Genomic DNA, 21,630 nt, shown 5'->3' with positions numbered 1-21,630 from the left:
CGAAGGCGCCCTACCCTTCCAGCGACTCGTCGCCGACCATCTCGATGCCGAAGCCCGACAGGCCGACATAGGACCGGGCGGCGCTCGAGATGTTGCGGATCGAGACCACGCCGAGGTCGCGCAGGATCTGGGCCCCTAAGCCCACCTCGCGCCACTGGCGCACCCGGGCCGCCTCGGCCCCGTCCTCGCCGGCGTCGGGCAGCTGGGAGAGCGGCACGCCGGCGGTGCCGTCGCGCAGGTAGACCAGGACGCCGCGGCCCTCCTGCGCGAAGCGGCGCATCACCGCCTCGATGGTGCGGCCGCCCTCGATCACGTCAGCCACCACGTTCGAGCGGTGCAGCCGCACCAGCACGTCGCGGCCCTCGCCGATGCGGCCGTGCACGAAGGCGAATTGCTGCATCGGCTCGAACGGCGTGGTGTAGGCGTAGCCGGTCAGCTCGCCCCACTCGGTCTTGACCGGGAAGGTGCCGATGCGCTCGACCAGCTTCTCGCGCGCCTGCCGGTAGGAGATCAGCTCGGCGACCGAGATCTGCTTCAGGCCGTGCTTCTCCGCGAAGGCCGTGATCTGCGGCCCCTTCATCACGGTGCCGTCGTCGTTGGCGAGCTCGCAGATCACGCCGACGGGCGGGAGCTTCGCCAGCCGGCACAGGTCCACCGCCGCCTCGGTATGGCCGGAGCGCATCAGCACGCCGCCGTCCTTGGCGATGAGCGGGAAGACGTGGCCCGGGCGCACGAAGTCTGTCGCCCCCATGTTGCCGTTGGCGAGCGCCCGCACGGTGTTGCAGCGCTGCTCGGCCGAGATGCCGGTGGTCAGCCCGTGCTTGACGTCGACGGTGACGGTGAAGGCGGTGCCCAGCGGCGCGTCGTTCGAGGCCACCATCGGCTCGAGGCGCAGGCGCTTGGCCTCCGCGACTGTGATCGGCGCGCAGACGATGCCGCAGGTGTTGCGGATGATGAACGCCATCTTCTCCGGCGTGCAGAGCGAGGCGGCGACGACGAGGTCGCCCTCGTTCTCGCGGTCGTCGTCGTCGGTGACGACCACGATCTCGCCGCGGGCGAAGGCGTCCAGGGCCTCGATGATGGATGCGTGGGTCACGGACATCTCCTGTCCCGGGGGCGCGAGCCCCAAGAGATCTTTCCCCAGGAAGTCGTTGGGGGTGACGGCGCCGCCGGTCGCCCGCGCCACGGCGGCGGCCGTCTCCCGCGAGAGCCAGGGCTCGGGGTTGTTGCACAAACCCGTCACCGCCGCCGGCGAGAGCCCGCAGCGTCGCGCGAAGTCGAGGCGGGTCACGCCCTGCTGCCGGAGCCAGTCGCCGAGTTTCACGCGCTCGTCATAGCCTGGGCGGCGTTTCAGTCAAACTGAAATCGCCAGGTCGTTCGCTCAGATTGAAATTGCCGCGCCGGTCCCGACCTGACCGCGATGGCGCAGGAGGTGGTCGGCGAGCACGCAGGCCATCATCGCCTCGCCCACCGGCACCGCCCGGATGCCGACGCAGGGGTCGTGGCGGCCCTTGGTCAGCACGTCGACCGGCCGGTTGTCGCGGGTGACGCTGGCCCGCGGCGTCAGGATCGAGGAGGTCGGCTTGACGGCGAAGCGGCAGACGAGCGGCTGGCCGGTCGAGATGCCGCCGAGCACCCCGCCGGCGTGGTTGGCGAGGAAGATCGGATGTCCATCGTTACCGGGCCGCATCTCGTCGGCATTCTCCTCGCCGCGCAGGGAGGCGGCCGCGAAGCCGTCGCCGATCTCGACGCCCTTCACGGCGTTGATCGACATCATGGCGGCGGCGAGGTCAGCGTCGAGCTTGCCATAGACCGGAGCGCCGAGGCCGGGCGGCACGCCCTCGGCCACGACCTCGATCACCGCCCCCACCGACGAGCCGGCCTTGCGGATGCCGTCGAGATATGCGGCCCACTGCGCGGCGGCGATCGCGTCCGGGCAGAAGAACGGGTTGTTGTTCACCTCGTCCCAGTCGAAGCGGGTGCGGTCGATCGCGTGGGGGCCGATCTGGACCAGGGCGCCGCGGATCGTCACCCTGGAGAGCACCTTGCGGGCGATGGCGCCCGCCGCCACCCGGGCCGCGGTCTCGCGGGCCGAGGAGCGGCCGCCGCCGCGATAGTCGCGGATGCCGTACTTGGCGTCGTAGGCGTAGTCGGCGTGGCCCGGACGGTAGCTGTCGCGGATCTCCGAGTAGTCCTTCGAGCGCTGGTCGACGTTCTCGATCATCAGGGCGATCGGCGTACCGGTCGTGAGCGGGCGCCCGCCGGTGCGCTCGTCGGCGAACACGCCGGAGAGGATGCGGACCTGATCGGGCTCCTGGCGCTGGGTGGTGAAGCGCGACTGGCCAGGCCGGCGCCGGTCGAGTTCGGCCTGGATCTCCGCCGCCTCGAGGGGGATGAGCGGCGGGCAGCCGTCGACGACGCAGCCGAGGGCCGGCCCGTGGCTCTCGCCGAAGGTGGTGACGCGGAAGAGGTGGCCGAAGCTGTTATGGGACATGGCGGCTTTGGGACATGGCGGCGCCGCTCTAGAGCATTTTGCTCCGAACTGGAAATCGTCTCGCGCTGACATCCGTCCACGTCGGCGGGTGACGCGTCGGGTGCGCCAATGCCACCTCCTCGCAAGGGGACTTCCAGATCGGGCGCGCCCGGGCGCTCCGGGTGGGTTCCGCTGCGCTGGTCGACTGTTCTGCTTCGAACGGGCTGGTGGCTTGACATTACAGGTGCGGCGCTCGTAGATCCTCTCGCATTTGCAATGTGGGCGAATATTGGTTCATGCACTCGAAGGGCGAACCAAATATATGTCACTACCGCCTCGGAGGCCGTCCGTCGACCAAGCCATTCGCGCGAGAGATCTTCGAAAATGTCGACACTGGCGAGAACTAGAATGAATTTCTTCAAGCGCTCGCGACGCGACGCACGCAGAAGCAGTGCGAAGCTCGATATCGACTTCTACAGAAATTATTATCGGGACCTGAACGGCGCCAGCAACGAGGAAGTCTTCAGACATTGGGAGAAATTCGGCGAGCGCGAGGGGCGATTCGCGAGCGAGGCGATGGCGCGAGACGCCGCCCTGTCCAGTGATGAGCTGCCGAAGGACTTCGACGTCAAGGCGTATCTCCGGCTGAACCCGGACGTGGCGGCCGTCGTCAGGTGGGATTTTCAAGCGGTCCTGCACTACATCGATCACGGCAGGGCCGAGAACCGGCTCTACGCCGAGCCGGCCGGCGCGACCGCGCAGCAGCGCGAGACCGCAGGCGGGTCGCGCAAGGGCGCGGACCCCCTGCCGAAGGCGTTCAACCTCGCGAGCTACGCCGTCTGCAATCCCGACATTGCCCGCAGCATCGTGTCGAATGCCGCGAGGGTGAAACATTACCTCGATCACGGTCGCGCCGAGAGGCGCAGATACATCCCCCTGCACTACGATCCGACCTTCATCGCTCAGCTCTACGGCGTGTCGTTTCCGCCGGGGCTGGGCATCGAGGACGTGGTCGTCTCGCTCAAGCAGAGGCTGTCCCTGCCGCCCGACCAGCTCGTCTTCTTCAACGAGAAGGAATTGTTCACGCTTCACGGCATCAACATTCCCTATGTCGGCAGCTATTTCGACCATGATTTCTATCGCTACAAGTATCTGCAGGGGGCCGGCAGGTTCTACAACCGGGCGGAGTGCCTTCGGCACTTCTGCGAGGTCGGCCAGCACGAGCAGTTCGACATCTCGCTTGAAGGCGCTTTCGACGACGATTTCTACCGTGCCGAGTACGGCGCCGACAGATCGTCGCGGCGGGAGCACTACGAGCGCTGGCTGAGAAGCGATGCCGACGACCCGGTCTGGCCGAACGCGCGGGTGTTCGTGCGGGAGGGTTGCGGGGCAAAGCTGCCGCGCGCGGTCGAGGCCTACGTCATGGCACGGGTCAGGCGCGGCGCGGACGAGGTAGGTCCGGTGCGGCCGAGCGGCGTCGTGCAGGAACTGTTCGACGGGATCATCCGGCACAGGAGCGAGCTCGACCTGAGCGACTCGGCGGTGGCCGGCTTCTTCGTCGCTGTCGCCGACAAGCTCGCGATCGCGGGCAGGAGCGCCGGGGCCGCCGACCTGTACTCGCGCGTGCTGCGCCACGCCCCCGGACATCCCCGCGCGCTCAGCCACCGGGCCGACCTGGTGCACCGCAGCGGGGACGTTGCGCTCGCCACCAGTCTGCGCCAGCAGATCGTCGCCCTCGGCTCGAGCAACGAGTGGACCTTCCTCAACCTGGCCCAGGGCTTGGTGGAACTCGGGGAGGCGGAAGGCGCCATGCGCGCCATGGCGATGGGCGTGAAGAAGTTCCCGGGCGATGTCGGCCTGCGCCGCCGGCTGCGCGAATTGCAGGAGAAGCACTTCTACGACGTGTGGGAGAAGAGCGCGGACATCGCCCTGCTGTCGGGCTACGACCGGGCCCGCACGCTCGTCTCCGCGGCGGCGCGCTGCCTGGTGCGGGACGAGGAGCGGCCGGTCAGCGCGAGCCGCGTCCGCCGCGTCGCCATCTATGCCAATTGCGATCTGGCGCAGTGCCGCTTCTACCGGGTCGACCAGCGGGCCGAGCAGCTCGCGGCGGCCGGCTACGAGGTGGCCGTCTACGACTACACCAAAGATCATGACAAATATATGTCTGATCTTATGAATATTCATTACACGATCTTCTATCGCGTCCCGGCATTTCCTAACGTTGTCGACGCGATTGCGAAGACGGTTGAACTCGGCATCACGACGATCTACGATGTCGATGACCTTGTGTTCGACTCGGAGTACTTCCCGCCGGGGCTCGAGACGTATGTCGGCCTGATCGACGCCCGCCAGCACGCGTCGATGGCCTGCGGCGTCAGCCTGTTCGCCGAGGCCGCGGCCCTGTGCGACTACGGCATGGCCTCGACCCCGAGCCTCGCCCGGCACCTCGAGCGCCGGGTCCGCACGGGAACCGTGTACCATCAGCCGAACGCGCTGAGCAGCGTCCACCTCGTCAGCATGCAGGGCGAGGCGACGACGTTCGGAGACGCCGTCACGATCTTCTACGGCTCCGGCACCAAGGCCCACAAGCTCGACTTCGAGCGGTTGATCGAGCCGGCCCTGGCGCGCCTGTTCGAGACCCATGGCGACCGGATCCGCGTCGTGGTAATCGGCGAGATCACGGTCTCGGACCTGCTGCGGCCCTGGGCGGACTACATCATCGCTTCGCGACCGATCGCCAACGTTGCCTCCTACTGGGATCTCCTGCGGGAGGCCGACATCAACATCTCGGTGCTGGTGCCGGATACGTTCAACGACTGCAAGAGCGAGATCAAGTGGATGGAGGCCGCGATGTTCGGCATTCCATCCGTCGTGAGCAGCACGCAGACGCATCGCGAGGTGATCGTCGAGGGCGAGACCGGCTTCCTGTGCGACTCGAGCGAGGCCTTCCACGCCGCCCTCGATCGACTGGTCCGGTCGCGGGACGACCGGCGTCGGATCGGCGAGGCGGCCAAGCAGGTCGTGCTCGAGCGCTACGGGCTGGAGCGGCAGGCGCGGGCCCTCGCCGAGGTCGTTGACCGGACGACGGCGCGCCAGCTCGCGCCGCGCCGGAAGCTCGTCATCGTCAACGTGTTCTACCCGCCGCAGGCCATCGGAGGCGCGACCCGGGTCGTCTACGACAACGTCCGCTCGCTGCGCGCGATCCTGGGTCCCGAGTGGCAGATTGACGTGATCTGCACCCTCGAGGGTGGACCGAAGCCCTACGCCCTCGACTGGTACGTCCGGGATGGTGTGCGGGTGTTCTGCATCACCGCCGCCGATCACCCGGCGATCGACAGCCTCGTCGAGGATCCCGAGATGGGGCGCGTCTTCGACCGCGTCCTCGACCGCATCGGTCCCGACCTGATCCACTTCCACTGCATCCAGCGGCTGACCACGACCTGCGTCACCGCCGCGATCCGGCGCCGCATCCCCTACCTGATCACGATGCACGACGGCTGGTGGATCTCGCCGCACCAGTTCCTGACCAACGGCAACCGCGCGATCGAGACCTACGACTTCAGCGGCGGGGCGGGCCGCGACGCCTTCATGAGCGAGGCCTATCTCCGCGCGCGGACGCTCCTGCGCTGCATCAAGGGCGCCGAGCGCGTGCTGACCGTGTCCGAGCCGTTCGGCAAGCTGTGCCGCAGCGTCGGTCTCGACGAGATCGAGGTAGTCGAGAACGGCGTATCCCGCCTGCCCGAGGTCACCCGGACCGAGAGCCCCGACGGGCGGGTGCGCCTCGCCTTCATCGGAGGCCTTGCCGACCACAAGGGCTACGGGCTGATCCGGAACGTGCTCCTCAACGAGCCGTTCAAGAACCTCAGCCTCCTGCTGATCGACCACGCCATGCATCCGAGCGAGCGCACGGTGGAGGAGTGGGGCAGCGTGCCCGTCACGATCCGGGGCAAGACCCCGCAGGCGAGCATCGGCGACCTGTACTCTCACGTCGACGTGCTCCTGGCGCCGTCGGTCTGGCCGGAGAGCTACGGGCTGGTGACGCGGGAGGCGATCGCCTCGGGCTGCTGGGTCGTCGCCTCGAACCGGGGCGCGGTGGGCGACTGCGTCGTCGAGGGCCGGAACGGCTACATCGTCGACGTCGCGGACGAGGCTGGCCTCCTGGCGGCGCTGCGGTTCATCGACGACAACCCGGCGATCCACCTGCGCTCGCCCGAATACCGGGCGCCGATCCGGACCGCGCACCAGCAGGCGGAGGATCTGGCCGCCATCTACGGCACCATCCTCGACGCGAAGCCGAGCTGACGCGGGCTGGTGGTCCGCGGCCCTCCGCCGTGGACCGCCCTCGGGCCGGGTCGCCATCGCGGCCCGACCGGCCGCGCCCGCAAGTCAGGCCTGTCGGGGATCGATCCAACACCCGGGCGCCGGCCGGGCGCGGACACGCCGATGCGCCCGGCATCGATGCGTCGATGCCGGGACTGGCCGGTGCGAAAACGATCCGGGTGCGCCCGCCCGGCGGGGCGGCGCGTCGTCGCCTCAGCGCCGCTGGAACAGCGGCTGGGCCAGGGCCTCGGCCCGGGCCATCCACAGGTCACGCTCGGCGCGCAGCTCCTCGGCCTTGTCGACCTCCTGCTGCACGTGGGAGCGCAGGGCCCGCAGCTCGTCGGCTAGCATCGCCTGCAGCTCGTCGTAGCGCGAGGTCTCCTGCCGCAGCCGGGCCTTGAGCATCATGTTCTCGGCCATCAGCGCCGCGAGGTCGTCGTCATCGGCGCGGGGCGCCGGCGGCTCGGGCTCCGGCTCGGCCGGGGTGACGATGCGCGGCTCCCAGGCCGACTGGCCCTCGCCGGGCCGGCGGGCGGGAGCACGGGCCTGGTCGGCGGCGTCGATCCGCGACAGGGTCGCGAGCCAGTCCTGCAGCGGGCCCGAGGGCTGCCGCGCGCCGGCGGTGGTCTGCGTCTTCAAGGCGGGATCGGACACGCCGCATCTCCTGCGAATCTCCGGTCGATTGAGCGCTGGCATGGTTAAGATCGGGTAAACCGGCCGCGAGGCGCCGATCGCGCGGCGGCATGCGCGTTGACATTTCCCGCGCGGACCGCTAGGCCCCCGCCTCTCAGGACGAGGTCTCGTCTCGACGCCGACCGGCCCGTGAGGCCGGAGGTCAACGCCCGACAGCGCGATGCGCCCTCGGGCGCGAATGGCGTTGCGCGGGATCTCTCGATCGGCCGTTCCCTGCAGGACGGTCCGCAGGAGACCGGATGACCAGGACGGACCACGCGCAGCTGCGCATCGAGGACGCGGTGAACGAGCTCTGCCCCTGGTCGGGCAAGCCGATCGCGGCCGACTCGCTGACGCTCTACAACGGCGCCGTGGTCGGTTTCTGCAATCCCGATTGCCGCGACAAGTTCGAGCGGGCGCTCCACCACTTCGAGGGCGCCCTCCAGGCCCGGCGCGCCGCCTCCGCGGGCGTGAACGAGTAGTCCCCGGAGACGACACGCATGTTCGAAGGCCTCTCCGACCGCCTCTCCGGCATCCTGTCCGGGCTCACCCGCCGGGGCGCCCTGACCGAGGCCGACGTCACCGCCGCCCTGCGCGAGGTGCGCCGGGCCCTGCTGGAGGCCGACGTCGCCCTCGAGGTCGTGCGCTCCTTCACCGAGAAGGTGCGCGAGCAGGCCGTCGGCGCGGTCGTGCTGAAGTCGGTGACGCCCGGCCAGATGGTCGTGAAGATCGTCAACGACCAGCTCGTGGCGATGCTGGGCGGCGAGGCGGGGATCATCGACCTCAACGCCCCCGCCCCGGTCGGCATCCTGATGGTCGGCCTTCAGGGCTCGGGCAAGACCACCACCACCGCCAAGATCGCCCGGCGCCTGACCCAGCGCGACAAGCGCCGGGTGCTGCTCGCCTCCCTCGACACCCGCCGCCCGGCCGCCATGGAGCAGCTCGCGGTGCTGGGCAAGCAGGTCGGGGTCGAGACCCTGCCGATCGTCGCCGGCCAGTCGGCGGTGCAGATCGCCAGGCGCGCCATGGAGGCCGCGCGTCTGGGCGGCTTCGACGTGGTGATGCTCGACACCGCCGGCCGCGTCACCCTCGACGAGGCGCTGATGCAGGAGGCCGCCGACGTCAAGGCGGCCACCAACCCGCACGAGGTGCTGCTCGTCGCCGACGCGCTGACCGGCCAGGACGCGGTCAACACCGCCCGTGCCTTCGACGGGCGGCTGGGCGTCACCGGCATCGTGCTGACCCGCATGGACGGCGACGCCCGCGGCGGCGCGGCGCTCTCGATGCGGGCGGTCACCGGCAAGCCGATCAAGCTCGTCGGCACCGGCGAGAAGGTCGACGCCCTCGAGGAGTTCCACCCCGCCCGCGTCGCCAACCGCATCCTCGGCATGGGCGACATCGTCTCGCTCGTCGAGAAGGCGGCCGAGACCATCGACCAGGAACAGGCCCTTCGCGTCGCCGAGAAGATGCGCAAGGGCAAGTTCGACCTCGACGACCTGTCGATGCAGCTCGCCCAGATGGAGAAGATGGGCGGGATCGGCGGCCTGATGGGCATGCTGCCGGGCATGGGCCAGATCAAGAAGCAGGTCGAGGGCGCCAACCTCGACGAGAAGATGTTCAAGCGCCAGCGCGCCATCATCTCGTCGATGACCCCCGAGGAGCGCCGCAATCCCGACCTCCTCAAGGCCTCGCGCAAGAAGCGCGTCGCCAAGGGCGCCGGCGTCGACGTCTCGGAGATCAACAAGCTCCTCAAGATGCACCGGACCATGGCCGACATGATGAAGGCGATGGGCTCGGGCAAGCGCGGCATCGGCCAGGCGCTGGGCAGCATGTTCGGCCTCGGCGGCGGTGGCATGGGGGGATTGGGCAAGATGATGGGCGGCGGGATGCCCGAGCCGACGCCGGAGCAGATCGCGGCCCTGGAGAAGCAGTTCGGCGGCAAGCTGCCGCCGATGCCGCCGAACCTCGGCGCTCCCGGCCAGGCGCCGGGCCTGCCGGGCCTCGGCGCCCCCAAGCTGCCCGGGCTCCCCGGCCTCGGCGGGCTGCCGTTCGGGAAGAAGAAGTGACCTTGCCCGGTTTTCCGGCACGCGGCGGGGTCGAGACCGTCCTGCACGAGCGGTGCCTCGACGACGGCGACCTCTCGGCCCTCGGCCGCCTGGTCGGACTCGACCGGGTCCGGTTCGCGGCGGACGCGCTTGAGGTCGCGCTGCCCTCCGGGCTGATGTCGTGCCGGTCCCTCGCCGTCCCGCTCACCGGCGACCAGCGCGCCTTCGTCAACGTCACGCCGGACTGGGTCCAGGTCCCGTACGACGATTTCCACCTCCTGCGCGCCGCCGTGACGGCCGCGCCGGAGAGCATCCCGGTCTCGCCGATGGCGGGACGGGACGCTAACTGCGTCGGACCATGCTCGTGGATCGAGCCGGACGATTTCGGCCCGATCCGATGCGTCGAGGTCGTGTCGTACGAGACCGGCGGCGACGTCACCCGGGGCGATGACGGGTCCGTCATCCTCCACGAGATCGTCCGCTACGACCGCGCGCTGCGCCTGCGGTTCGCGGGCGGCCAGGTGCTCACCCTGAGCACCCGTCACGGCTCCATCCTCGGAGCCATCGAAATCCGTTCCGGCGAGGAGATCGGCCATGTCGAGCCCGATGCCCGGATCGAGATCCGCCACACGCTGCACTGACAGCTTCAGGAGAAAGACATGTCCCTCAAGATTCGCCTGACCCGCGGCGGCGCCAAGAAGCGCCCGTACTACCGCATCGTGGTCGCCGATGCCCGCGCGCCGCGCGACGGCCGCTTCATCGAGAAGGTCGGCGCATACGACCCGATGAAGCCGAAGGACGATCCGGCCCGCGTCATCCTCGAGACCGAGAAGGTCCAGGCCTGGCTCGCCAAGGGCGCCCAGCCGACCGACCGCGTCCTGCGCTTCCTCGACGCCGCCGGCCTCGCCCAGCGCCCGGCCCGCAACAACCCGAAGAAGGCCGAGCCCGGCACCAAGGCCAAGGAGCGCGCCGCCGCCCGCGCCGAGAAGGCCGGCGCGAGCGCCGACGCCGAGTAAGCCTCGGCCGTGGCGCGCCGCCCCGACGCCCGTCCCTCGCGCGGCCAAACCCGCGGGGGCTCCGATCCGCGCCGGGGCGCAGGAGCGCCCGCGCCGCAACGGCCGGGACCCGGGGTCACCGCCGATCCCGGGCTCGTCCTCGATCCTCGACTGATCCTCTTGGGCGAGTTCGGCCGCGCCCACGGCCTCAACGGCGAGGTGCGGCTGAAATCCTACACCGCCGATCCGGCGGCGATCGGGTCCTACGGCCCGCTGACCGGGGCCGACGGCCGCCGGATCGAGCTCGCCTCCCTGCGTCCGGCCGCGGGCGCGCCCGACATGCTCATCGCCCGGGTGGCCGGCATCTCCGGCCGCGACGGGGCGGAGAGCCTGAACCGCCTCGCCCTCTACGTCGCGCGCGAACGCCTCGGCGCCCCGGAGGAGGACGAGTTCTTCTCCGCCGACCTCGTCGGCCTCGCGGTGGTGGACCGGAACGGTGCTCCCGTCGGCACGGTGCGGGCGGTGCCGAATTACGGCGGCGGCGACCTCCTCGAGATCGTTCCGGCCTCGGGCGGCAGCCCGGCGCTGCTGCCCTTCACCCGGGCCTTCGTGCCGGAGGTCGACGTCGCGGCCGGCCGGATCACCGTCGATCCGCCCGAGGACCTGTTCGCCCCGGCGGCGCCGCGGGACCCCGACGCCGCCTGACGGCACGTCCGGGCCGGCCCTGAGCGACGCCCGGAGGACGGGCGTCGCCGAATCGGTGCTCTACGACCGGGCGCCGCGGTTCTTGCGCTGCTGGCCGAGGCCGCTGCTCTTGGCAAGCTCGGAGCGTTGGGCGGCGTAGGTCGCGGCCACCATCGGGTAGTCGTGCGGCAGGCCCCACTTCTGACGGTACTGCTCGGGGGTGAGCCCGCGGGTGGTGAGGTGGCGCTTGAGCGACTTGTAGGGCTTGCCGTCTTCCAGCGAGATGATGTGGTCCGGCGTCACGGTCTTGCGGATCGGAACCGGAGGCGTGGGCTTCTCGGGCTCGGGCGCGGGGGGGGCGGCGACGCGCTCGAGGGAGGCATGAACGGCGGCGATCAGGTTGCCGAGGTCCCCGACCGGCACCGAGTTCTTCGACACGTAGGCCGACACGATGTCGGCCGTGAGCATGACGAGTTCGCCCGGCTCCTGATCCTGAGTTTCCACGTCTGACATCATAAGGTTTCCGCTTCGCGAGTGTGGTGGACGGCGGAGGCGTTGGGCGAGGATCAAAACCGGTTTCGCGCTGCCTCTCGGTGTTCTGGGGGCCGTCCCGGACGAAGTGCTCACAGACCGTCATCCGGTCCCGCAGACTTGTTGGCAAGCCTCATGCCTGACTGCAAGCTGGTTGCAGCAACGTGGCGTTAAAAGTAGGTAGTTCCTGTGGATTCCAGCACCACACAATCTGATTTAATATACTCAAGGTTGTAGTTTTTGATCTCACGTTTCTGATAATTGCATAAAAACCTATCTGCCGCACAGCGCCCGTCACGCCGATAGGGTCGGAGCCCGATGCCGGGCGGAACGGATCCGGAGCAGCGTGCCCTCGCTCAGGCGGCCGGCTCCGCCCGCTGCAGGTCCGCCTGTCGGGCCGCCGCGTCCTGGCGCGCCTGGATCTCGATGAAGACGCGCCGGACCTTGGGGCTCAGCCCCCTCATCCGCGTCTCCAGGCGGCCGACCAGCTGCTCGATCTCGCCGGCCTTGAGCGCGTCGTCCATGTCGAGGCTGACATTGACCAGGACGTCGGCCGGCCCGAGGTGCTGGGTCAGCACCTCGTTGACGTGATGCACCCCCGGCTCGGACCGGGCGACCTCGTGGAGCCCGGCGACCAGTTCCGGCTCCGCCGCCTCGCCGACCAGGAGGCCGTGGGTCTCGATCATCAGGAAGATCGCCATGCCGATCAGGATCAGGCCGATCACGATCGAGGCGATGCCGTCGAAGGCGGGCTGCTCCAGCACCTCCGCCAGCACCACGCCGGCCAGCGCCACCATGAGGCCGATCAGCGCCGCCACGTCCTCCACCAGCACGGTGAACAGGGCCGGGTCCTTGCTGCGGCGGATCGCGGTGATCGGCGGCAGCTGGCCCTTCTCGCCCCAGAACGCCCGCAGCGCGACGAAGCAGGAGAACCCCTCGGCCGCCACCGCGAAGCCGAGGATCGCCAGGTTGATGGTGAAGCCCGGGATCGTCCGGCCGAGGATCACCGCGTCGGCGGCGGGCTCCGGGTGCTGCAGCTTGTGCACGCCCTCGAAGACCGCGAAGGCGCCGCCGCCGAGGAAGATCAGCAGCGCCACCAGGAAGGCGTAGAAGTAGACCTCGCGGCCGTAGCCGAACGGGAAGCGGGCGTTCGCCGGCTTCTTGGCCCGCTTCAGGCCGACGAGCAGCAGGATCTGGTTGGCGGTATCGACCACCGAGTGCACGCCCTCGGCCAGCATGGCGCTGCTGCCGGTGAGGAACGCGCCGACGAACTTCGCCGCCGCGATCGCCAGGTTCGCGCCGGCGGCGGTGTAGATGGCGGCGCTGCTCTCGTGGGCCATGGTCGTCGCGTCCTCTGGGGCCCAGCGAGCGTGGCCGTGGCACCGGTCGCTAACGCCGCAGGCGCCGGTTTGGGTCCGGGGCGACGGCTTTTCCGTCGCTCCCTCCTCAGGCCGCCTCGCGGGCGCCGTCCTCCGGGGCCGGAAGGCCGAAATGCCCGCGCAGAGCCGCCACGGTCGCGTCGAGCAGGCTTGCCAGCGGCGCTAGCGCCCGCGCGTCCGGCATCCGCCCCTCGACCCGCGCCGCGTGCTCGATGTCCCGGAGATGGCCGGCGAGCGCCGCGGCGCCGACGTTGAGGCTCATCGACTTCAAGCCGTGGGCGGCGCGGCCCGCCGCATCCGCGTCGCCCGCCTCCCGCAGGGCCGCCAGGGCCTCGGGGGCGTGGGCGGCGAACAGCCCGAGCACGCGCTCGACGAAGGCGGAGCCGGAGCCTTCCGCCATCTCGGCGAGCCCGGCCAGGGTGTCGGGGTCGAGGAGCGCCGCGGACGGAGGCGCTGCGGCGTCCGCCTCCGGCGCGCGCGCCGCGCCGGTCTCGCCCAGCGCGGCCGCCAGGGTGGCGGCGAGATCCGTGAGGGTGAAGGGCTTGGCCAGCACGCCGTCCATCCCGGCCTCGCGCCAGACCCCGGCCGCCGTGCCGACGACGTGGGCGGTGGCCGCGACGATGAAGGTGCGGGCGGTGCCCTGCGCCGCCTCCCACGCGCGGATCGCCCGGGCGGCGTCGAATCCATCGAGGCCCGGCATGCTGCCGTCCATCAGGATCAGGTCGAACCCGCCTTCGCGCGCCGCCTCCACCGCCCCGTGACCATCCTCCACGGTCGCGACCCGCGTCACGCCGAGGCGGGCCAGGGCCTCGACCGCGACCTCGCGGTTGACCGCGTTGTCGTCCGCCACCAGGACTCGCGCGTCGGGGAAGCGTGGCAGGGCCGCGACGCGGTCGGCCTCGACCCCGGGCCCCGCGAGGATGCGGCCCTCGGCGAGCGCGGCGAGGGCCGGGCGCCACTCTCCCTGGACCAGAGGCCAGCGCAGCAGGGCGTCGGCGAGGCCGGCCGCGAGCAGGGCGGCCCCGCCCGGCTCGCCCATCGGCGCGAGCGCGATGACCCGGCCGGCATCGGCGGGGCGCCGCCCGGCCCGGGCGAGGGTGCCGGCATCGACGACGTGGTGCGCGCCCTGCCCCGGATCGATGCCGGCGTCCTCCACCGGCGCGAAGCCGGCGGCGCGCAGAGCCTCGGCGAGGACCGCTCCGGTCGCTGCGCCCGCGACCGCGATCCGCACCGCCGGGACGACCCCGGGCTCCCGCCGCACCGGCTCGGGAGCGGAGAGAGCCTCAAGCGGGATCTCGGCCCAGAAGGTCGAGCCCCGGCCGACCTCGCTCTCGACCCCGATCCGCCCGCCCATGGCGGCGACGAGCCGCTCCGCGATCGACAGGCCGAGGCCGGTGCCGCCGAAGCGCCGGGTCGTCGAGCCGTCCGCCTGCGAGAAGGCCGAGAAGATCGTCGGCAGGGTCGCGACCGGGATGCCGATGCCGGTATCCGTCACGCTCAGGTGCAGCGCGTGGCCGTTGTCCCGGGTCTCGAGCCGCACGAGGACGTGGCCGGATTCGGTGAACTTGAGGGCGTTGTTGACGAAGTTGCCGAGGATCTGGCCGAGCCGCACCGGATCGCCGCTGATCGCCCGCGGCACGTCCGGCCCGACGAAGGCCGCGAGGTCGAGGCCCTTGGCCCGGGCACGCTCGCCGAACAGGGTCACGACCGTGTCGGCCACCTCCGCCGGGTCGAGGGGGATGCGCTCCAGGGTGAGCTTGCCGGCCTCGACCTTGGCGAAGTCCAGGATGTCGTTGATGATCGCCAGCAGGCTCTGCCCCGAGCGGGCGATCACCTCGGCGTAGCGGCGCTGGCGGGCCGGCAGGTCGGCGGCGGCGAGGAGCTCGGCCATCACCAGCATGCCGTTCATCGGCGTGCGGATCTCGTGGCTCATCGTCGCCAGGAACGACGACTTGGCGCTGTTGGCAGCCTCCGCCGCCTCCTTGGCCACGCTGAGGTCGTGGGTGCGGTCGCTGACTTCCTGCTCCAGCCGGGCCCGGTGCTCGGCCAGGCGGTCCTCGCGCTCGCGCACCGCGTCGAGGAGGCCGTTGAAGCTCGTCGCCAGCCGGCCGACCTCGTCGCCGGAGGCCGCAGCCCCGGCGGGCAGGGCGGCCCGGCGGGCGTAGTCGTGGTTCTCCCGCACCGCGTCCATCGTGCGGGCGAGTGCGGTCAGCGGCCGCGTCAGGGCGCGGCCGAGGCGCCAGGCCACAGCGAAGCCGACCACCATCGCCAGGCCGGCCGCCAGGAGGGCGTTGCGCACCACCTCGACGAGGCGGCCGACGAGGTCGGCGGTGTCGGCGATCAGCGTCACGTGCCCGACCGTGCGGGCATTCGCCACCACCGGCACGCTGACCTTGACCGTCCGGGCGAGGACGAGGGCGAGCGGCGTGATGCCGCCCTCCCGATCGAGGTCGAGGTCGTCGGCGAGGCGCAGGCCGGTGCCCTGCTCGGCCAGCGCCGAGCCGTCCGGGCGGGTCAGCCCGGCATAGACGATGCCGTCCTGGCGGGCGATCGCCCGCAGGGCGGCGTGCGCGCCGGCCGCGTCGTCCGCCGCCGCAGCCCCAGCGGAGGCGGCGGCGAAGACGGTGGCGAGACCGGTGAGCGCGCGGCGGGTGTCGGCGGCGTAGCGGTCGACCTCGTGCCAGGCGCCGATCGCCGTGCCGGCCGCGAGGGCCACCACGACGGCCCCGAGCACCGCCCGGCCGAGGCGGGCCGCGAGGCTGCCCGCCGGCCGGAACGAGGCGGGCGCGGGGCTGGGCGCCGGGCCGGCCTCGGCCATCCGGGCGCGCAGCTGCCGGTTCTGTCCCGGCTCCTCCGGAGCGTGCGTCATCCGGGCGGCGCGCTCAAGCGGCCCGGCTCGCGGCCTGGCCGACCAGGTCCGCGACGGCGTCCCAGCGGGACAGGAAGGCCTCGATCACCGCCGGATCGAAATGCGCACCCGCCTCCCGCAGCAGGAAGGCGTGGGCCGCCTCCAGGCTCCAGGCGCGCTTGTAGGGCCGGTCGCTCGTCAGCGCGTCGAACACGTCTGCCACCGCGACGATGCGGCCCGACAGGGGAATGTCGCTGCCGGAGAGCCCGTTGGGATAGCCGGCGCCGTCCCAGCGCTCGTGGTGGCTCGCGGCGATCTCGGCGGCGAGCCGCACCACGTCGGAGCTGCTGTTGGCCAGGATGCGCGCGCCGCGCTCGGCGTGGCGCTCCATCTCCCGGCGCTCCTCGGCGCTCAGCGGCCCGGGCTTGAGCAGGATGGCGTCGGGAATCGCGATCTTGCCGACGTCGTGCATGGTCGAGGCCAGGCTGATCAGCCGGCAGCGCTCCGGCGGCAGCCCCAGCGCCTCGGCGATCAGCGCGGTGTAGCTCGCCACCCGGGCGACGTGGTCGCCGGTGTCGGTGTCCCGGTGCTCGGCCGCGCGCATCAGCACGGTGACGATCTCGCGCTCCCGGGCCTCCACCAGGGCTACCGCCGCGGCGACCTCCTGGGCGAGCTGGGCCGCCTGGGCCCGCTCGGCCCGGTAGGCGCGGCTGAGCGCCAACAGGTTGGTGACGCGGGCGCGGATCTCGACCGGATCGCAGGGCTTGTTCACGAAGTCGGTGGCGCCGGCCTCGAGGGCGGCCCGGCGCAGCGCCCGCTGGTCGAAGCTCGTCACCATCACGATCGGCACGTGCGCGAAGCCCGTCAGCGCCCGCAGCGCCCGGATGACGGCGAGGCCATCCATGCCCGGCATCTCGTAATCGGTCAGGACGACGCCGATCTCCCCGGCATGGGCCGCCGCGAAGGCGAGCGCCTCGGCCGGCTGCGTGAAGCTCTGGGGCCGGCAATCCGGGATCGGTCGCAACGCCTCGAGCATCAGCAGGTTGTTCAGCTCCGCATCGTCGAGGACGATCGCACGCATGAGGTCTCCTCCGGCGGGTCACCGCCACCGCCCGGCGACCGTGACGGAAAAACCTTGACAACTCATGCCCGGACCCCGTCGCATCCTCGCGAAGCTGCCGTTGCGGGAGCATGGCGGACACCGCGCCGTCCCGGGCCTGTCCGGGCGGCCATTCGCGCGCCGTGTCGCGGTCCGCGGCGTCTTTGGCTTTGAAACCTGACGCGGGCGGCGCTAGAGCACGTGCGACGGCGCCTCGTGGAGCGGTGCGCCGGTCGAACCCGCACGGATTCCGGCGCGACCTCAGGCAGGCGCGCCTTCGCACGCAGGACAGACGAGACGAACACGATGGCCGGCTTCAAGGACCAGCACTTCAACGACCGGCGGAGTGCGTCCGCAGACGCGAAGAAGGCCCTGCTGGAGAAGTTCCGGGCCAGGCCCGCCTCCGACGACCCGCAGGTCCAGGCCCGGCTGGCGGAGCGCCAGAAGATCGCCGAGGCCCGCGCCGCCCGCGCCGCGGAGCGCGACGCAGCCAAGCAGGCCGAGGCGGAGCGCAAGGCCGCCGAGGAGGCCGAGGCCAAGGCCCGGGCCGACCGCGAGGCGGCCGAGGAGGCCGACCGCAAGGCCGCCGAGGAGGCGGAGCGCAAGGCCGCCCGCGATGCGCGCTACGCCGCTCGCAAGGCGCGCCGCAAGTAAGGCCGACGGCCGAGCCGCGGCCTCCTCCCGCCCGATCCTCATCCGCCCCCGCGGGAGCCGGCGCCGGTTCGGCGGTGCGCTCCCGCGGGGGTTCTCGCGCGGCCGGGCGCCCCTCTCGCGAGAGCCCGTGGGCGCCGGCGGACTTTCGCGGACGGCGTCGCGGCGCCCCGGGGCCGGACATCCGCAGTCCGGGGCCGGGCGAATCACCGGGCCGTGTGCGAGACCATCCCCTCCGGACCGGGGAGGACGACCATGAGCGCGAAGAAGCCGCGGGCGACGGCCGCGGAGATCCGCAGCCGCGCCTTCCTCGACGTGATCGCATGGCTGGAGTTCCGCGTCGCGGTCTGCCGGGACGGGCTCGAGCGGTACACGGCCTCCCACGGCGCCGACAGCCGCGCCGCCGCGACGGAGCGCGCCGCGGCGTTCGAGGCCGAGCTGATCCTGCGCGAGATCGGGAAGCTCGCGCTCCTGCCGCCACGGTCGAGGGCGTTCCGGCAGGCGGCGGAGGAGCGCCGCCGCTACGTCGCGGAGCGGGAGCGCGCCGCGGACGACGCCGTCGCGGCGGGGGATTCCTGACGGGCGCGGCCCGCCCCGGCTGCCGCAGCACCGCACCCCCGCCCGAAGTTCCGATGCGGGACCGGCAAGAATCTTCGTGCGCCGCATTGAACGAAGCCTTGGCCGCGTGAAATATAGCGCAGGCGGTTCCGCGATGACGGACCGCGCAACGGGGAGGATCGCCATGACGGGCCTGGGCATGACACGCCTGGGGGCGCTTGGTTCTGCGCTCGCCCTCTGCTTCACGACGAGTGCCGCCCGCGCCGAGGTGAAGGCCGGGCCGGTCCTGATGCATTGGGGCTTGTGCGAGGCGTCCGGCGCGGCTCCCTACCCGGCCGGCAGCTTCGGCGACCGGTTCTTCGTGGTGAACGACGAGGACAACGCGCTCCGGCTCTACAAGGCCGGCGAGTCCGGCCCGCCCCTCGCGCTGAAGGGCGGCAACCTCGGCGAGGCCCTCGGCAACGGCGCCGAGAAGGCCGATTTCGAATCCCTCGCCTGGCTCGGGAACGACCTGGTGCTGATGGGCTCCCACGGCCGCGACGCCGAGGGCCGGACGCAGGCGGCGCGCCGCCAGGCCATCGCCGTCACGGTCGGCGGACCGGCCGAGGCCCCATCTGTCGCGCAGAAGGGCAAGGCCTTCCCGGGTCTCGCCAAGGCGATCGCGGACCTCGATCCGCGCCTGTCCGAGCGCATCGCCGTCGACCTCGCGGAGAAGCCGAGCCTCAGCCCGCGGCGGCGGGGCCTCGCCATCGAGGGGCTCGCGCCCGCACCCGACGGCCGGGGTCTCCTGATCGGCCTGCGCAACCCGCTCAACGCCGACAACGACGCCCTTGTCGTGCCGTTCGAGAACCCCGCCGAGGTGCTGGCGGGGGAAGCGGCCCCCAAGCTCGGCAAGCCGATCGCCCTCGATCTCAAGGGGCGGGGCATCCGCGCCCTCGCCTACGCGCCCGGGATCAAGGCCTACTTCATCGTCGCGGGCGGCTCGGGCAGCGGCGGCGAGGCCTACGACCTCTACCGCTGGTCGGGGACGGCCGGCGCGGCCCCGACCAGCGTTCCGGGCGTCGCCGAGGCCATGGCCGCGCTCCCGGACTTCCAGCCCGAAGGCCTCCTCGTCGCCCCCGACGGCACCAAGGTGCGGCTCGTCAGCGACGACGCCGACATCTGCCCGGCCCGCAAGCCGACGGCCTTCCGCAGCGTGCTGCTGGAGCTGCAGTAGCGATCCGCCTGCCCGGATCGAGCCGGGACCAGGGCCTTCATCGGAGTCCGGGCTCCCGTCCCTCGACGGAGCCCGGGACGATCCGGCGCGGGAAAGCCGTCGGCCGGCCCCGCCGTCACGGCTCCCGTGGCGGGCCGTCCCCGATGCGCGCCGCGTGCCGCCGACGGCGGTCGCGGTGCAGCACCCGGAGCTGCCAGACGCCGAAGCCGAGCACGGCCCCGAAGACGAGCCCGAAATCGAGCAGGGCGAACAGGGTCTCGTTCACGAGGGGGCGGTGCCGCCGAGGCGCTCGCGCTCGCGCAACACCTCGATCAGGTCGAGCACGCGCACGACCTGCCCGCCGAGATTCCACCAGGCCGGCCGCGGGGCCGCGGCGGGACGGTGGTCCGCCGTCACGGCCTCGACCAGGAACGCGGCCTCCGGCAGGGGCGGCCAGGGCGCGCGACGGGTCGCCGGAGCGACGACCGCGCGGGCGAGGAGCCGCGCCTTGCGGGCGCCCGGCACGCGGGCGCGGCGGGTGACCGGATCGAGCCCGGCCCGCTCGAGGTCGCGGCCGATCTCGGCGTAGATCAGCCCCGCCGCCCGCACCGCCGGTCGGCAGCCGGGCGGCAGGAGCGCGATGCCGGATTCCGCCCGGGCGTAGAGGATGTCCGCGGCGCGCAGCAGGCGCGCGACCACCACCGCCAGCGCCGGGCCCGGCTCCGGCCGGGCCAGGAAGGCGTCGGGGTCGAGCCCCGCCTCGCGCAGCCAGGATTCCGGCAGGTAGAGGCGCTTGGCGCGGGCGTCCTCGCCGACGTCGCGGGCGACGTTGGTGAGCTGCATGGCGATGCCGAGGTCGCAGGCGCGCGCCAGGGCCTCGGGCGAGCGCTCGCCCATCAGGAGCGTCATCATCGCCCCGACGGAGCCCGCGACCCGAGCCGCGTAGGCGACGAGGGACGACAGGTCCGGGTGGCGGCGCCCGGCCGCGTCCCAGGCCAGCCCCTCGAGGAGGGCTTCGGGCAGCGCCTGGGGAATTCTATGGCGGGCCACGATCTCGGCGAGCGCCCGGTCGGCGGGAGCGTCGCAGGGGCGGCCCGCATAGGCCAGCGACAATCGTCTCCGCAGGCGGGGCACCGCGTCGGCCCGCGCCCCGGCCCCGTCCACCGCGTCGTCCGAGAGGCGGCAGAAGGCGTAGAGCCCGTAGGCGTCGCGGCGCACAGCGCGCGGCAGAAGCCACGAGGCGGCGTAGAAGCTGCGCGAGCCGCTCCGGATCGCCGCCCGGCAGGCGGCGTGGTCGGCGGGGCGGGCCAAGGAGGCAGCGAGCAGCGCATCAAGCGGCGCATCAGGCGAAGACGGCAGCATCCGGCACCACGCGATCGAGGATCTTCGACGAGGAGAGCACCCCCGGCAGCCCGGCCCCCGGATGGGTGCCGGCACCGACGAGGTAGAGGTGGCGCACCGCGCCGCTGCGGTTGTGCGGGCGGAAATACGCGCTCTGGGTCAGGATCGGCTCGAGGCCGAAGCCCGAGCCGCGCCAGGCGAGAAAATCGTCGGAGAAGTCCTGCGGCGTCGTCACCCGCGAGGTGACGAGCGCGTCCGAGAGGCCCGGCAGCACCGTCGCCTCGAGGCGGGCGGCGATGCGGCGCCGGAACGGCTCGGCGAGTGCCGCCCAGTCCTGTCCCCCGGCGAGGTTCGGCACCGGCGCCAGGGCGTAGAACGCGTCGTGGCCCGGCGGCGCGACGCCCGGATCGGTGGCGGTCGGGCGGTGGAGGTAGAGGCTCATGTCCTCGGCCAGCACCTTGCGCGAGAAGATGTCGTCGAGGAGCCCGCGGTAGCGGGGCCCGAGCAGGATCGTGTGGTGGGCGAGATTCGGGTAGGTGCGCCGGGTGCCGAAGTACCAGACGAACAGGCCCATGGAGGAATGCGCCCGGGCGAGGCGCCGCTCGCGCCAGCCCCGCACCTCCGGCGGCAGCAGGCGGAGGGCCGTCCAGGCCGAATCGGCGTTCGACACCACCACGTTGGCGGCGACCTGCGTGCCGTCGGCCAGCGCCACGCCTCGCGCGGTGCCGTCCTCGACCAGGATGCGGGCGACCTCCGTCCCGCAGCGGACCGCGCCGCCCTGGCCCTCGATCAGGCGGACGAGGCCGCGCACCAGGGCGCCGGTGCCGCCGAGCGCCGAG

At 72.1% G+C, this 21,630-nt stretch carries 19 protein-coding genes; 9 read left to right on the top strand and 10 right to left on the bottom strand.

All coding sequences use genetic code 11. The annotated features are described in order from the left end of the window. Positions 1 to 10: 10 nt before the first annotated feature. Together ribB and aroC are read right to left on the bottom strand one after the other, a co-directional pair. Complete coding sequence (gene ribB / locus VQ02_RS13170; protein WP_425339900.1) at positions 11 to 1,102, bottom strand: 3,4-dihydroxy-2-butanone-4-phosphate synthase; 1,092 nt, start codon at positions 1,100 to 1,102, stop codon at positions 11 to 13. 279 nt (positions 1,103 to 1,381) lie between these two features. Then, positions 1,382 to 2,494, bottom strand: a complete 1,113-nt coding sequence (aroC, locus tag VQ02_RS13165) for a chorismate synthase (protein ID WP_048444654.1) — start codon at positions 2,492 to 2,494, stop codon at positions 1,382 to 1,384. A gap of 387 nt (positions 2,495 to 2,881) precedes the next feature. On the opposite strand from aroC, the gene VQ02_RS13160 reads away from it, so the two are divergent. Beyond that, complete coding sequence (locus VQ02_RS13160) at positions 2,882 to 6,775, top strand: glycosyltransferase (RefSeq protein WP_048444653.1); 3,894 nt, start codon at positions 2,882 to 2,884, stop codon at positions 6,773 to 6,775. 231 nt (positions 6,776 to 7,006) lie between these two features. Here VQ02_RS13160 and VQ02_RS13155 read toward each other — a convergent pair whose 3' ends face one another. After that, entirely contained in the window at positions 7,007 to 7,447 is a 441-nt protein-coding gene (locus VQ02_RS13155) for a hypothetical protein (protein WP_053080356.1), read from the bottom strand. Positions 7,448 to 7,725: 278 nt separating this feature from the next. On the opposite strand from VQ02_RS13155, the gene VQ02_RS13150 reads away from it, so the two are divergent. From VQ02_RS13150 to rimM, 5 genes are read left to right on the top strand one after another with little or no spacing between them, the layout of a single operon-like run. Then, positions 7,726 to 7,947, top strand: a complete 222-nt coding sequence (locus VQ02_RS13150; protein ID WP_048444651.1) for an eL24 family ribosomal protein — start codon at positions 7,726 to 7,728, stop codon at positions 7,945 to 7,947. 18 nt (positions 7,948 to 7,965) lie between these two features. Further along, positions 7,966 to 9,531, top strand: a complete 1,566-nt coding sequence (ffh, locus tag VQ02_RS13145) for a signal recognition particle protein (protein WP_048444650.1) — start codon at positions 7,966 to 7,968, stop codon at positions 9,529 to 9,531. Between the two features lie 2 nt (positions 9,532 to 9,533). After that, entirely contained in the window at positions 9,534 to 10,151 is a 618-nt protein-coding gene (locus VQ02_RS13140) for a hypothetical protein (RefSeq protein WP_157080613.1), read from the top strand. 18 nt (positions 10,152 to 10,169) lie between these two features. Continuing rightward, positions 10,170 to 10,526 carry a 30S ribosomal protein S16 gene (gene rpsP / locus VQ02_RS13135; protein ID WP_048444648.1) on the top strand — a complete coding sequence of 119 codons (357 nt, stop codon included), beginning with the start codon at positions 10,170 to 10,172 and terminating at the stop codon, positions 10,524 to 10,526. A 9-nt stretch (positions 10,527 to 10,535) separates the two neighbouring features. Then, a complete protein-coding gene (gene rimM, locus VQ02_RS13130) occupies positions 10,536 to 11,210 on the top strand; it encodes a ribosome maturation factor RimM (protein WP_083469192.1) in 675 nt (224 codons plus the stop codon). A gap of 60 nt (positions 11,211 to 11,270) precedes the next feature. On the opposite strand, the gene VQ02_RS13125 is transcribed toward rimM, so the two are convergent. The 4 genes from VQ02_RS13125 to VQ02_RS13110 all read right to left on the bottom strand — a co-directional run bounded on the left by VQ02_RS13125 (position 11,271) and on the right by VQ02_RS13110 (position 17,028). After that, positions 11,271 to 11,702, bottom strand: a complete 432-nt coding sequence (locus tag VQ02_RS13125) for a Ros/MucR family transcriptional regulator (protein WP_048444662.1) — start codon at positions 11,700 to 11,702, stop codon at positions 11,271 to 11,273. A 374-nt stretch (positions 11,703 to 12,076) separates the two neighbouring features. Continuing rightward, positions 12,077 to 13,060 (bottom strand): cation diffusion facilitator family transporter, encoded by a 984-nt coding sequence (locus VQ02_RS13120; protein WP_048444647.1) that lies wholly within the window; start codon positions 13,058 to 13,060, stop codon positions 12,077 to 12,079. A 106-nt stretch (positions 13,061 to 13,166) separates the two neighbouring features. Beyond that, positions 13,167 to 15,917, bottom strand: coding sequence for an ATP-binding protein (locus VQ02_RS13115; RefSeq protein WP_048444661.1), 2,751 nt, complete (start codon positions 15,915 to 15,917; stop codon positions 13,167 to 13,169). A gap of 64 nt (positions 15,918 to 15,981) precedes the next feature. Then, positions 15,982 to 17,028, bottom strand: coding sequence for an HD domain-containing phosphohydrolase (locus VQ02_RS13110; protein WP_048444646.1), 1,047 nt, complete (start codon positions 17,026 to 17,028; stop codon positions 15,982 to 15,984). A gap of 324 nt (positions 17,029 to 17,352) precedes the next feature. On the opposite strand from VQ02_RS13110, the gene VQ02_RS13105 reads away from it, so the two are divergent. From VQ02_RS13105 to VQ02_RS13095, 3 genes are all read left to right on the top strand, one after another. Continuing rightward, the gene (locus VQ02_RS13105) at positions 17,353 to 17,700 is read left to right on the top strand and encodes a DUF6481 family protein (protein WP_048444645.1); all 348 of its coding nucleotides are present in this window, start codon (positions 17,353 to 17,355) and stop codon (positions 17,698 to 17,700) included. 252 nt (positions 17,701 to 17,952) lie between these two features. Continuing rightward, entirely contained in the window at positions 17,953 to 18,276 is a 324-nt protein-coding gene (locus VQ02_RS13100; RefSeq protein WP_048444644.1) for a hypothetical protein, read from the top strand. 163 nt (positions 18,277 to 18,439) lie between these two features. Then, entirely contained in the window at positions 18,440 to 19,471 is a 1,032-nt protein-coding gene (locus tag VQ02_RS13095) for an SdiA-regulated/phytase-like domain-containing protein (RefSeq protein WP_245239719.1), read from the top strand. A gap of 115 nt (positions 19,472 to 19,586) precedes the next feature. Here the strand turns inward: VQ02_RS13095 and VQ02_RS37050 are convergent, their stop codons facing one another. From VQ02_RS37050 to crtI, 3 genes are all read right to left on the bottom strand, one after another. Further along, positions 19,587 to 19,736 carry a hypothetical protein gene (locus VQ02_RS37050; protein ID WP_157080612.1) on the bottom strand — a complete coding sequence of 50 codons (150 nt, stop codon included), beginning with the start codon at positions 19,734 to 19,736 and terminating at the stop codon, positions 19,587 to 19,589. Beyond that, complete coding sequence (locus VQ02_RS13090; protein WP_048444643.1) at positions 19,733 to 20,812, bottom strand: phytoene/squalene synthase family protein; 1,080 nt, start codon at positions 20,810 to 20,812, stop codon at positions 19,733 to 19,735. The genes VQ02_RS37050 and VQ02_RS13090 overlap by 4 nt, the downstream gene beginning before the upstream one ends. Further along, a partial coding sequence (gene crtI / locus VQ02_RS13085; protein WP_048444642.1) for a phytoene desaturase family protein occupies positions 20,793 to 21,630 on the bottom strand: 838 nt, incomplete at its 5' end. The genes VQ02_RS13090 and crtI, both read right to left, overlap by 20 nt.

The organism is Methylobacterium variabile (genome assembly GCF_001043975.1).
Lineage (GTDB): Bacteria > Pseudomonadota > Alphaproteobacteria > Rhizobiales > Beijerinckiaceae > Methylobacterium > Methylobacterium variabile.
Note: the sequence above shows the minus strand (reverse complement) of the source record. Positions and strands in the feature narration are given on the sequence as shown.